Genomic DNA, 12,877 nt, shown 5'->3' with positions numbered 1-12,877 from the left:
TCTCCTTTTTATGAACACTTGACTAACTAAGGATACCTTCAATCTGTTTCAAAATATCTTCTGAGAGCTCTATACCGGAAGCATTCACATTCTCCACGACCTGCTCCGGACGACTGGCACCCACCAGCGCACTAGCCACATTAGGCTGACGCAATATCCAAGCTAAAGCCAGATTTCCTACGGAAATATTCAGCTCCGAAGCGACTCCGCTCAATTGACGAACCTTGTCAATCTTCTCTTCCGTAATCGCCTTCTTCAGCCGATCCAGCTTAGCTGCGCGACTATCCTCAGGAATATCGGTGTTATACTTCCCAGTTAACAAACCTTGAGCTAGCGGAGAAAATACAACCTGTCCAATGCCACGGCGCTCGCCGAGCGGAATGATTTCTTTTTCAATATAACGTTCGAACATATTATAAATCGGTTGATTAACCACGATATGATCTAGCAAATAGCGATCTGCTACAGCTAACGCTTCCGTCATTTGCGCCGCAGTCCACTCACTAACTCCGACATAATACACCTTACCCTGACGAACTAGATCATCCAGCGCACGTAAGGTCTCTTCAATTGGAGTTTCCGTATCAAAACGGTGGCAATACATTATATCCACGTATTCTACTCCGAGACGCTTCAAGCTGGCATGGCACTGCTCAGTGATATGCTTACGGGATAGTCCACGATCGTTAGGCCCTGTCCCCATTTCGCCAAATACTTTAGTTGCGAGCACATAGGATTCTCTAGGATAGTTCCGCAAGGTCTCGCCTAGCACTTTCTCAGCAGCACCCTTTTCGTAAACATTTGCCGTATCAAAAAAATTCACGCCTAATTCGTAAGCGGTTTCAATGGCTTTAACAGCATTATCTCTTTCTACGTATCCTCCGTATGTCAGCCAGCTTCCCAAACTAATCTCGCTAACTTTTAGGCCTGTTCCACCTAATCTACGATATTTCATAATAACTGCTCCTCTCCATAGTTCCGTGTTATGATTTCGGCAGGTTGCCTAACGCACATATTCATTCTAGAATAGTTTGTATATAATAGGAAGAAGTGAAATTTAGTTTATTATATGATCTCTAGAGTAGTTACTATACTAGAGTATAGTGGCACCGAAACAGGAGGAGATTCCTTGGATACAGCTAAATCTACAAGTAATTATATCCCTAAAACCCCACTTACTATTGAGTGTAATGTAGAAAAAACACTTGAAGTATTGGGCGGAAAATGGGCTTTTCTTGTGCTAAGAGAGCAAATCAATGGCACTCAACGCTTTGGAGCGCTGCAGCGAAAAATCACTAATGTTAGCCCCCGTGCGTTAACTAGTACGTTGCGCCATTTAGAGGAACACGGTGTACTTGAGCGCAACGTATTTCCTACCGTACCGGTTACAGTGGAATATTCATTAACTCCAAAAGGTGAGGATTTACATCAAATTTTGAAGGAAATGAAGCTATTGTCGGCCAAATGGACGTAGCTTTGGTAGGGTAGGTTGCGAACTGATTAAAGAGAGGCTCTCCATAAAGTAGAGAACTCTACTTATGGGTCAGCTTCTTTTTTTAAAATAGGCTATACAACGGATTCTTACTTTAACCCATAGTCTTTGTGCGGTGAGCGCTAGAGAGTACTTAGTTATGATGGAGTCTGAATGCTTGGACAACTGAAAACAACCGGGGGCCGCTCCCTTAGAGTCAATCCTCAGAGAGAAATATGAGATTGAAGTCACGATTGATAATGACATGAACCTGACCGTTTATGGATTTTATAAACAGCAGGATTATGAAGAGGATAAGACCATCGTCGTATTGACCTTTATCAAAGGCGCCTTTCCAGGTGCAGGAATGATGATCGACGGGCATATTCACAAAGGTAATACTAGATTTGCGGGCGAAGTTTCTTTTTTACCGTTTGGAATCTCGCGCGATGAGCAATTTAGCCGTTTGGGTCAGACTGAAACGTTTATCCCTCTAGCAGCTCATACCATCTCCTCATTGACGGCAATTATTAACCCTGAGACTATAGCGATCACTGGCGAACAAGTTAGGCAAGAGGATGTGCCATATATATATCAAAATTGTCTGGAAGTCATTCCAGAGGAGCATATGCCTCACTTAATTGTGCTGGATCAACCTGATAAACATTATATGAACGGATTAATTGCGATCACACTTGAAAGCTTGACCTATCCGTTGCAACTGGTTGAGAAGCGGCGGTAAAGAGTTATCTATTGAGCTAGCATTATTTGCAGCATGGATCTAAAACAAACAAGAACATCAGGAGGAACTACGAATGGCAACAAACAAAGAAAACATGATTGCAGGAAAGCTATATATGGCAGGCGGTGAAGAATTAGCAAAGGATAGTAAAAGATCCAGAATGCTCACTCGTTTATTTAACAATACGACGGAAGAACAAGGTGAATATAGAGTAGAATTACTTAAGAAATTATTTGAGTCTACGGGCAAATCATTGCATGTTGAGCCGCCTTTCCGCTGTGATTATGGTAGCAATATTACCGTTGGAAATAACTTTTATGCTAATTTCGACTGCATTATCCTGGACGTAGCAAAAGTAACTATAGGTGAAAATGTTCTCTTTGGACCCAGAGTAAGTGTATATACCGCTGGCCATCCCATTGATGCGGACGTTCGTATTAGTATGCTTGAATTTGGTACACCGATTACCATTGGAAACAATGTGTGGGTTGGCGGAAATGCCGTAATCAATCCTGGGGTAAATATCGGCAACAATGTGATCATCGGTGCAGGTTCAGTCGTGACTAAGGATATCCCTGACAATGTAATTGCGGTGGGTAACCCATGCAAGGTATTAAGAGCAGTCACCGAAGACGATAAGCAACACTGGGAACAACTTAAAGAAGAGTATTACAGAGACATCGAGCAATAAAGTAACCCGTTCTGGGAGGATCTCAATTTGAAAAAGCGCTTCGGGGGATTTAACAAGATTTATGCCATGCAATTGGCGACCATCTTTTTAGGATTTATAGTGTTTGGCATATCGGAAAATATTAAAGGACCCGCCATTCCGCGAATCCAATTTGACTTCAGTCTGGACGAGAAACAGCTCGGCACCCTTTTATCCCTAAATGCATTAGGTTATTTGATCGCCTGCTCCTTTACAGCTGTATTGGTTCGGAAGTGGGGGATCAAGGCTGTCAGTATCATTGCTTTTGCATCCATGATATTCTCAGGATTGTTAATCTATATCTCCCACAGCTACCCTTTCTTCTCAGCTTCTTATTTCCTAATGTACATCGGAAACGGAATGCTGGAGATTGGTCTTGCCATTTTGGGAGCACGCATCTTTGTAAAAAATACTGGGACCATGATGAACTTATCCCATTTCTTTTACGGGTTTAGTTCCACGTTAGCTCCACTGCTGGCAACAGGACTAATGACGGTAAGTGTATTCGGTCATACACTTGATTGGCGCGGAATGTATCTAATTATGCTTAGCCTTTCTTTGCTACCTATTCTATTTGCCTTACGGAGTACGTTTCCAGGTGACGATCTTCCGCATGAGGACCGAATTCCATTAAAAACGCTGGTCCGTGATCCGGCTTTATGGCTAATGGTTCTTATCCTTTCCTTCGGAGTTGTGTCGGAGCTTGCCGTAGGCGGATGGCTCGTAAATTTCCTTGAAAAAGCATACAAGTGGGATACAGTTACTGCTTCAGGAATGCTGTCCACCTTCTTTCTCTGCTTCTCGTTAGCAAGGCTCCTGCTAGGGCCCGTTACAGATAAAATTGGATTCAACCTATCGCTTATCATCTTTTCAGCCTTCTCTGCCTTATGTACGTTTGCTGCTATTTTGGGTGGGGAGCAACTCGCTTTTCTATTCGCAGCAGCAGGAATTGGCATTGCGATGATTTATCCTACGGTGATGGCCTTTATCGCAAAGAGATATCCGCATGGTAGCGACACCGCCATCACATTTACAGTTACGTTAATGGGAGTGGGCAGCGTGATTGGCAACTATGCAATAGGTGCAGTGATCGAAGGTGTGAAGAGGCTTTACGGTGCGGAGACGCAAACAGGTATACTGCGCGGACTTCAAGCTGGTTATGGTTTTATCGGATTCTGTGCGGCGGTATGCGCGATATCCGGTTGTGTGCTGTATCGTTATTTACATCGTCTCCAAGAACTTATCTAGAATAGTTGTTGCACTTATTTCTGCTCATCCATGCAAAAACCTGCTGATTTTATGGCAGGTTTTTTGTTGAACTTTGGTTTCGTCATCGTTGCTGCACCGGACGGTGTGGTAAGAAGGTCAGCTATTGAACAGGGCTATTGAGCTGTGAGTCCCCGAGCAAACGAGCTGATGAGATATTGTGCTATTGACCGACCAAGATCACCATCAGACTTAGATGACGGTATTTGCTTAAAAAAGGGCAAAATCGAGGTTTTTCGGACTCCAGAGGCGTTATTGAGTTGTTTTTGCGCAAAAACAGGTACTTTTTATCCAGATAGCGACTCCTGAGTCCGAACGCTCCGCCAAAAGAGACTAAATCCTGAAATAGCGACTATACAGTCCGGCAACGTAGTACATACATAATTAAATCTACAATCCGAGCTCATGATGCGCGCAACAATGGTATCAATGGACACACCTTCTATTGGGTCGATAAACTGCTGGGAGAAATTTTGTTAAAGCGATATCACCCTAAAACGAAGTAATAATCTCATAACACCCGCTTCTGATTCCGATCATCAATAATAATCCGTGCGGTTCAGCCGCAATCTTCTCATAAAGGTCCTCCAGTGAATCATCCTTACCTTAAAAGCTAAAGATATTTTCATAGTATTCCAGCTTTATCAGAGCTATCTTTAAAAAGCTTCTTTATAGTTAGTCCAAATAAAACACAGCAAGTTAGTGCCGCACAAAAATCAGCAATAGGTTCAGCAATAATAACTGCATCTGTTTTCGGGCTAATAAATGTCGGGAGCAAGAGTACCAATGGAATTAGCAAGATAATCTTACGCAAAATCGCGATAAAAATAGAAACTCGGGCTTGGCCCAAGGCGATAAATACTTGTTGAAAAGCCAATTGAATACCAAAAATACAAGTGCCAAGGAAAAATATCTTCATTAATCTGGATGAGAGCTACAAGCTCAGGATTATTGGTAAAAATGTTAATGGGAAGCTGTGGTATAAAAATGGCTATGCTCCACATCGACAATCCAAAAGCAGCGCAAAGAATACTACAATATATAATTGTGGATTTTACACGTGCAAAATCGCGAGCTCCATAATTATAACTTATAATAGGTTGTGCCCCTTGAGCAAAACTAGATATCAGCGTCCCAAAAATTTGCATCAGTGTTCCCATAATCCCCATGGCAGCCACGTACATGTCGCCTCCAAATTTGGCTAGCGACGTGTTAAATACGATTTGAATTAAACTTTCGGTTGAATTCATAATGAATGGAGAAAGTCCCAATGCTAGTATACTAGCGGCTTCCTTAGGGTTAATGCGCATGTTGGATAGACGCAAGCGCAGATGAGCTCGTTTAGAGGTTAAGAACCCCAATACCCAAATGGCCGAAATAAATTGTGCAATAACAGTAGCCAAAGCTGCACCCTTAATTCCCATATTCATCTCAAAAATAAAAATGGCGTCAAGGATGATATTCACAACCGCACCAACGCATACCGTGAGCATGGCTGTTTTGGCATATCCTTGTGCTGCAATAAATGGATTCAACCCCAATGAAATGAGCACCGCCACAGTTCCAAAGAGGTAAATGCCTAAAAAATCGTTGGCTAGCGGCAATGTTTCGTGGCTCGCTCCGAATAGCGTTAAGAATGGGGACTTAAAGATAAGAAACAAAGCTGTTAGGATTACGGATGCCATTAGTAGCATAGAACAACAACTTCCTAGTAATTCTTCTGCTTTTTTATGTTCACCTTCACCCATTTTTATAGAAGCTAGAGGGGCTCCGCCAGCTCCGATTAGAGCCGCAAATGCTGAAATCAACATAATGATCGGAAAAGATATACCTATAGCTGATAAGGCAAGCGTCCCTCCCTCCTCCATTCTTCCGAGGAACATCCGATCAACAACACTATACATGGCATTGATCAACTGGCTATGACTGCAGGAATAGCCAACAAGAAAATCAGCTTGGGAATACTTTTGTTGGCAAACCGATCCTTCATTTGATCCTTCATTTGTTCATTTCCACTATAGATTCTCGGAGGCTTTTAGGAAGCTTTTTGACAACCATATCGTAAGAGTGGTCAATCATGTCAAAGACATCCGACTCTGGCAAGGAACCATCAATCATGATTGAATTCCAGTGCTTTTTGTTCATATGAAATCCCGGTCGAACGCTCTCATGTTGCTCTCTTAGGTTTTCCGCAATGACTGGGTCACATTTTAGGTTTAAGCGAACAACCTTCCCTGTTTCCTCAAAAATAAGTGCGAACATTTTATCAGCAACTTTGATGACCAATGGAGTGGGTCCAAACGGATGCTCCTGAGTCGCTCCTTTCTTTTTCAAACAGTATTCGAGGATGTTATTCTTCAAATCTCTCTCTCCTTCGTTGATCAACAATCTGATCATTTCTGCCATTAAACATGTTTCTTAATTATATCATTTTGTTCACCGTACAGGCATTAGCATTGCGATGATTTATCCTACGGTTATCCTAATGGGAGTGGGCAGCGTGATGGACATTATACTATAAGTACTGTGATCGAAGGTATGAAGCGACTTTACGGTGCGGGGATGCAAACAGGCTGCTACGCGGACTTCAAACCAGCTATGGTTTTATCGGATGATGTGCTGCGTTCCAACTCCACGGCAAAGCCTATGACCTCCCAAAGCTTCTCTCTAATGATGTTGCAACAGCGAATAAAGCCATTTCTCTTTAGTTGATTGTACCCTGAAGAGGCCTTCGAGAAATCGGAGGCCTTTTTGATTGTCCTACAGATTGTTTCTTTTGAATAGGCTAGTACTAAACACAAACATTAGGGGAGTGAACGCTATAAACACATTTATAGGATATATATTTCTTGGTCTTTCGCTGTCCGCACCTATTGGTCCCATTAATGCTGCTCAACTGGACAAAGGAATCCGCAAGGGCTTCTGGCATGCTTGGATGGTGGGGCTTGGAGCCATAAGTGCAGATATCATTTTCATGTTACTAGTTTACTTTGGGGTGATCCATCTACTAGAATCCCCTTTTATTAAAGCATTCTTGTGGTTATTTGGTTTCTTTGTGCTGGTGTATACGGGCATAGAGAGCATTAAAAATGCTGGTGTGGTATCAGAACCCGGTATGAGAAGCAGTGATTCATCCTTAACTAAGTCTTATTGGTCCGGTTTACTGATGTCTTTATTCAATCCGCTTTCCATATTATTTTGGCTAGGGATATACGGGTCTATTTTGGCCAAAGCGGCCATGGAGTATCCAATGCAGCAGTTGTTGATTTATAGCGGAGCTATTGTACTTGGAATTTTGATCTGGGATGTATCGATGGCGGCCGCTTCGAGCATGTTCCGTAAAGTCCTCACAACCGGTGTTTTAAAATCGATCTCCGTGCTGTCAGGCCTTTCGCTTGTTGGTTTTGGGCTTTATTTTGGTGTACAAGCCGCTCGGCTATTGTTTTTTCATTAAGTTTTATTTTTTTTCGGTCGAATGATTTTTATCGGATCCTTTGAGTAATCTATTAATCCCTGAATTTCTAACAATAAATTCCCTTTATTCGGTTCCTTATCCGTATCAACGGTACGTTTCTTACGAACACGTGTTACGATCCAATCACAAACAGCGATCAGAGTGACAAGCATCAGACTAATATATAAACCTGGGCGGCTGAGTGAATGAAAAAGAGTACCTGTGACCGCGAGCCCAATGAGTAGCAATCCTAGCCAACGTTTAACTGTATTAAATCGACTACCCTTTAACAACTTTCCCGAAGACAGCAAAATAAAAGACCAATTATACAGCAGCATTAACCCGGCCGCAGTAGTGATATACTCATACACTTTTCCCGGCAACAATAGTGACATCACCACTGCCGCCGTAATTCCTACGGTGATCAAAGTAAGGGCATAAAAAGGATATTTATCCTTCCACTTCCGAGAAAATAACTTCGGCGCGTCTCCCTCTTGAGCCAGGGTAATCATCATTGAAGTTACAGCGTAGAGTGACGCAGTCATTGTAGAAAAGCCAGCGACAATCAACACTCCGTTAAATAGATGAGGCACGAAAGCCAAGTGATCGCTACTTAGCGCTAGAACAAATGGACTTTCTTTCGAGTTAAACGCACTAAATGGCACCATGATTACAGCTAGACCAATAGACAAGATGTACACAATAACCAAGGCGATCAGCATAACCTTTCCTGCCTTTGGTGCATCCTCTGGCTTTTGAAGTCTATTGGACATAATTCCGAGTACCTCAATCCCTCCGTATGCATAAAAAGCGAACAGAAAGGCAGACCACAGCCCCACCCCTCCTTTAGGAAACAGCGCGGAGTAGTTTAATGGAACCTTCGGTGTATACTTACCTCCACCTATCCAACCAGCCAATAGAGCAGCCGCAATGATTAAGAACATGAGAATAGCAGCTATTTTTATTACAGCCAACACATTCTCAACTAGGTCAAACCCCTTATTCCCAAAAAAAACGATGACAAGTCCCAATAAAGCAAACCCAGCAGCAAATATCCACATAGGCACAGCTGGAAACCAAAAACGCGAAAAAATAGATAAAGCAGTTAGTTGACTACCCATAATTAACAATTCCGAGAACCAGTAAACCCAACCACTGCAGAAACCCGCCCAGCTACCAAACGCTTTTTTTGCATAGGAACGAAAAGATCCTTGCTCTGGTTGTTCTGCAGTCATACGTGAAAGAGCATCAAATACTATATACGTTCCAATAGCAGCAAAGATGTAAGCGACCAGTACTGCAGGCCCCCCTATAGAAATTGCTAAGCCTGAACCTAAGAAATATCCGGTTCCAATTGTACCTGCAACGCCTAATAAGCTTAACTGCCACCATTTCAATTTCTTTTCATTTTTTGAATTACCAGAAGCTTGGTTCAAAGAATTCAGTCCTTTTTTAAAGAAGATATAAGGTCACCTTCTGGATTTTTCTCACACTCCATTAAGCTGTCCTTATTATCTTAACTACATGCGGACTTTTCTTATTTTATATTAATATATTTTTAAATATATTCTTTTGATATATGTTACTATTATTTTATTTAGCGAATCTTGGATAATCTTGGATTTTCAAAACTGCTACATAGCCTTATCAGGAGCCGACTCCGTAAACTATGTGGCACCTGGCAATTACATGGTATCCACAGGCGAGATCACAGCACCGTAACAAGCTGAGGGTTAGACCTGTATAAATTTAAAAAGAGTAAAGTGACCTATCGGTCGCTTTACTCTTTTTAGTATCTCTCAGAACACCCGCTTCTGATTCCGATCATCAATAATAATCTGCACGGCTTCTTTAAACCGAATCGCATGGATAATCTCCCGCTCCCGCAGGAACTTAAGACTATCCTGTAGGTCCACGTCATCCGTCATGTCAATCAGCCACTGGTATGTAGCCCGAGCCTTTTCCTCCGCCGCAATGTCCTCATACAAATCCGCCAGCGGGTCTCCCTTGGCTTGAATGTAGGCTGCTGTAAAGGGGACGCCGGCAGAGTTCGAATAGAACAACGCATGATCGTGCTGCGCAAAATGTGGACCTAACCCAGCTTCCTCTAATTCGCATACCGAAGCATCCTTCGTCAGCTTGTAGATCATCGTGGCAATCATTTCGAGGTGTGCGAATTCCTCAGTAGAAATATCGTTCAAAACACCAATAACTTTATCTGGGATCGTGTATCTTTGATTCATATAGCGCAAGGCAGCGGCTAACTCGCCGTCCGCTCCTCCGTATTGCTCACTTAAATAACGCGCCATCCGGATATCACATTTGCCGACCCGTACCGGATATTGCAGTTTTTTTTCGTATATCCACATTCGGGAACTTCCCTCCTCTAGAAAAATAGTTCCTTACAGTTGTACTCCTCTTACACCTGCCAAGGCCAAGGGGTCTGATTCCATTCCCACGGACATTTTGAATAAGCGCGGCCAAAATTCTGCAGCGGGCCATATAACTCCTGAAAATGATTCGCAAGCTTGGTACGTTCCTGCGTAAGCTGATTAAATTGTTCAATACTTCGCAGATCATCAGGATGAGTATTTAGATATAAGTTCAACTCCACTAAGGCAAAATCAAGTGTCTGCAGTTGCTCAAGCAATTCATAATAACGTTGGTCGCAAGGATTTGCCTCCATAGTCTATTTCCCTCCTCCTTTGCACTTGGATTCATACGGGCTGAATAGTGCCGGCCAGAGCGTGCCATACCTTAGAGCCTCCTGCAAACTAAACTGAGGTAAATCTGGTGGCTGAAAGTTAATGAACTGATTTGGTGGAACTACATAAGTTTTGAACGGTACCGGCGGGCAAGGATCAAATGGGCCCCTGAAGGGGGTGTACCTCCGTAGCTGTGATTCCATCTTTTCGTACCTCCTTTGTTCCTGTTCCTTCTTTATAGACTCTGAACATTACTTCCTTAGCTAACTTATGACAGCAGAACACAATATAAAACGTTATTTATAAAAAAAGCCCTGGACCTGAATTTTTTATGCAATGTGCACGACAAATAAGCTGCCTCTGGAAAAGTACCAGAAACAGCTTATAACTTGGATCTTTTTTAGTATTAAGATTAGGGGTTCGCTCTTTTGAACGAATCTTCGTGGGTAATCTCAAGGATATCCAACATAAATACAAAGATGGGAATGCCAAGAATAAGTCCCCACACGCCTATATAATGCTTGGAGAACAACAACACGCTGAAGGTGTAGAACATCGGCAAATTCATTTTTGTGGACATCAACTTGGGATTCAAGAAATAACCTTCGATAAAATGCAACACAGCAATGATCGCCAGCACATAAGTGACTGTTGTCAGACCGCCAATGTTGTAGCCGATGATACAGAGCGGAATGAGCGAAATCAAAAAACCAACAACCGGAATGAGACTGAGCAAGAAAATCAAGATCGATAGGGCAAATAAATACGGGAAGTTGAGCAACCATAAGCCAATGACTGTAAGACTGGTATTGAACAAGGCAATGAGAATTTGTGCTTCAATTACTTTACCGAAAGAAACGATAAATATTCGGCTGAAATACTCCAGATCTATATAGAACCAAGCAATCCTGCTCTCTCTCATCCTTGAAGTAAAACTGACGACCCGGTTCTTCTCCAGAATAAACACAAAGCTTAGAATGGTTGATACAACGAAAGTCGCGCCCCAGTTGCTAACCTTCAGCACATAATCGATGCCTCTTTTGATGTAGGACTGATAGTTAAGGTCCCTGAGCATATCATACAAATACAATGTTATCTTGTTCTGCGGGAGATCATCTGATTTGAGATTGGTAAGGAAGATGGTTAATTGCTTAATCTGCTCCAATACCTTAGGAAGATATTTAGCAAGGGCCAGTACAATCACTGCGATTAAAGCGAGGTATAAAATGACAATAATCACCTTACTGTTAACCTTCATAAATTTACCAATTCGTTTACTGAGCAATGTCTGAAAGCTGTTCATGACAAAAGCAATCAAAAACGTCAGCAACACCAGATTAAGCATTCCTCGAACACTGTACAGCAGCAACCCTATAAGTGCGAGCATAAAAAAGCGTCTGGTGGTTATGTTCGCGTAGAACCGCTTGAATACATTCATTGATCTTGCTCCATTCGATTGCGATTAATAATGCTGATCATCCAATGGCTACAAAAAGGAAAACTTAGCCCCCACAAAAAAGCCGATGGAAACAAAAAGGAGTGACCAGGTTAGCGCTCCTGCAGTCGTTATGAGAATATATTTTTTGAAGGACATAGCACTGATACCAGAGATATAGCTTGATACATGCCTCAGACCGGGAATAAAATAAGCAATGAAGATTGTCCAGTTGCCGAACCGCAAAAACCATCTTTTCATACTGGCAAAACGCTTGGGTGTAAGGCCAACCCACTTGCCGAATTTGTCTACCACAGGTTGCCCTAATCTTAACCCAATAGTATAGCTGATAAGCATTCCCGTGATGGATCCCATGAAACAAACCAATACCGAAAGTGAAAAGTCCAAAACCATAACGGAGGATAAATAACCTACAAACAGCATTAACACCTCATCAGGTACAGGAAGTCCGATAATCCCAAGTGCCATAAGGGCAAATATGGCTAAATATCCGTACTGTGAAATAATCTCAATAATCCAAGGCATGGGTGTATCACTTCCTGTTGAACGATTTTTTAAGGGACGGAAATGGGATACGACTGATCATCATTACGGACAGCAATCCCATTAATACGATGACCAGTCCCGGTTTCATGCGTTCATCTAGCAAAGAAATCATCGATAGAATGACTCCAGCGGCAGTAATGGGCATCCCCACGAATCCTTTGGAAGGAGCCGACATATTAAATCTGGCCAAACGAAGTGCGCCGCAGATCAAAAAGAAAACCGCAGCTGCTAGTCCAATCCAGTGGGCATCTTCTAACTTATACAACAAGATAAGGAAGGTAGGCGCTAAACCAAACGATATGATATCCGCCAATGAGTCCAATTGTTTACCGAATTCACTGGTACATTGCAGTATTCTTGCCAGTAATCCGTCCAGTACATCGCATATTGTCGCGAGCAGTATCATTAATAAAGCCAAGCTATATCGTTCTTGAATCGTAAAATACAAGGATAATGATCCGAGTCCCAAGTTTGCGAGTGTGCACATTGAAGGCAACCAGTTCAATTTCAAACGATTTCACTTCTTTC

At 42.4% G+C, this 12,877-nt stretch carries 14 protein-coding genes and 1 pseudogene; 5 read left to right on the top strand and 10 right to left on the bottom strand.

The genetic code is table 11. The features are described 5' to 3' along the window. Positions 1-22: 22 nt before the first annotated feature. On the bottom strand, positions 23-955 hold the full coding sequence (locus tag MHH52_RS08660; protein ID WP_340007939.1) for an aldo/keto reductase family protein: 933 nt from the start codon (positions 953-955) through the stop codon (positions 23-25). Between the two features lie 174 nt (positions 956-1,129). Here MHH52_RS08660 and MHH52_RS08655 point away from each other — a divergent pair, with 174 nt between their 5' ends. The 4 genes and pseudogenes from MHH52_RS08655 (at position 1,130) to MHH52_RS08640 (ending at position 4,170) form a co-directional block, all read left to right on the top strand. After that, on the top strand, positions 1,130-1,474 hold the full coding sequence (locus MHH52_RS08655) for a helix-turn-helix domain-containing protein (protein WP_340007937.1): 345 nt from the start codon (positions 1,130-1,132) through the stop codon (positions 1,472-1,474). A 214-nt stretch (positions 1,475-1,688) separates the two neighbouring features. Next, a pseudogene (locus tag MHH52_RS08650) lies at positions 1,689-2,213 on the top strand (ROK family protein); the annotation flags it as partial. Between the two features lie 73 nt (positions 2,214-2,286). Then, positions 2,287-2,904 (top strand): sugar O-acetyltransferase, encoded by a 618-nt coding sequence (locus tag MHH52_RS08645; protein ID WP_340007936.1) that lies wholly within the window; start codon positions 2,287-2,289, stop codon positions 2,902-2,904. A gap of 66 nt (positions 2,905-2,970) precedes the next feature. After that, a complete protein-coding gene (locus MHH52_RS08640) occupies positions 2,971-4,170 on the top strand; it encodes an MFS transporter (RefSeq protein WP_340009556.1) in 1,200 nt (399 codons plus the stop codon). Between the two features lie 824 nt (positions 4,171-4,994). Here MHH52_RS08640 and MHH52_RS08635 read toward each other — a convergent pair. Together MHH52_RS08635 and MHH52_RS08630 are read right to left on the bottom strand one after the other, a co-directional pair. Further along, entirely contained in the window at positions 4,995-6,104 is a 1,110-nt protein-coding gene (locus tag MHH52_RS08635; protein WP_340007935.1) for an MATE family efflux transporter, read from the bottom strand. 82 nt (positions 6,105-6,186) lie between these two features. Next, a complete protein-coding gene (locus tag MHH52_RS08630) occupies positions 6,187-6,549 on the bottom strand; it encodes an MmcQ/YjbR family DNA-binding protein (RefSeq protein WP_340007933.1) in 363 nt (120 codons plus the stop codon). A gap of 460 nt (positions 6,550-7,009) precedes the next feature. Between MHH52_RS08630 and MHH52_RS08625 the strand changes: the two genes are divergently transcribed. After that, complete coding sequence (locus MHH52_RS08625; RefSeq protein WP_340009555.1) at positions 7,010-7,642, top strand: LysE family transporter; 633 nt, start codon at positions 7,010-7,012, stop codon at positions 7,640-7,642. Here MHH52_RS08625 and MHH52_RS08620 read toward each other — a convergent pair. From MHH52_RS08620 to pssA, 7 genes are all read right to left on the bottom strand, one after another. Further along, positions 7,639-9,078 carry an amino acid permease gene (locus MHH52_RS08620; RefSeq protein ID WP_340007931.1) on the bottom strand — a complete coding sequence of 480 codons (1,440 nt, stop codon included), beginning with the start codon at positions 9,076-9,078 and terminating at the stop codon, positions 7,639-7,641. The genes MHH52_RS08625 and MHH52_RS08620 overlap by 4 nt on opposite strands. Before the next feature lie 363 nt (positions 9,079-9,441). Continuing rightward, complete coding sequence (locus MHH52_RS08615) at positions 9,442-10,011, bottom strand: manganese catalase family protein (RefSeq protein WP_042125896.1); 570 nt, start codon at positions 10,009-10,011, stop codon at positions 9,442-9,444. A 50-nt stretch (positions 10,012-10,061) separates the two neighbouring features. After that, positions 10,062-10,328, bottom strand: a complete 267-nt coding sequence (locus MHH52_RS08610) for a spore coat protein CotJB (protein ID WP_313636985.1) — start codon at positions 10,326-10,328, stop codon at positions 10,062-10,064. Between the two features lie 3 nt (positions 10,329-10,331). Then, positions 10,332-10,550, bottom strand: coding sequence for a spore coat associated protein CotJA (locus MHH52_RS08605; protein WP_313636984.1), 219 nt, complete (start codon positions 10,548-10,550; stop codon positions 10,332-10,334). 209 nt (positions 10,551-10,759) lie between these two features. Beyond that, on the bottom strand, positions 10,760-11,785 hold the full coding sequence (locus MHH52_RS08600; protein WP_340007928.1) for an AI-2E family transporter: 1,026 nt from the start codon (positions 11,783-11,785) through the stop codon (positions 10,760-10,762). Between the two features lie 48 nt (positions 11,786-11,833). After that, positions 11,834-12,328, bottom strand: coding sequence for a DedA family protein (locus MHH52_RS08595; RefSeq protein ID WP_340007926.1), 495 nt, complete (start codon positions 12,326-12,328; stop codon positions 11,834-11,836). Positions 12,329-12,335: 7 nt separating this feature from the next. After that, a complete protein-coding gene (gene pssA / locus MHH52_RS08590) occupies positions 12,336-12,860 on the bottom strand; it encodes a CDP-diacylglycerol--serine O-phosphatidyltransferase (protein ID WP_340007924.1) in 525 nt (174 codons plus the stop codon). Between the last annotated feature and the right edge of the window lie 17 nt (positions 12,861-12,877).

The organism is Paenibacillus sp. FSL K6-0276 (assembly GCF_037977235.1).
In the GTDB taxonomy this organism is placed as follows: Bacteria; Bacillota; Bacilli; order Paenibacillales; family Paenibacillaceae; genus Paenibacillus_AQ.
This window is presented reverse-complemented; position numbering and strand designations above follow the sequence as displayed.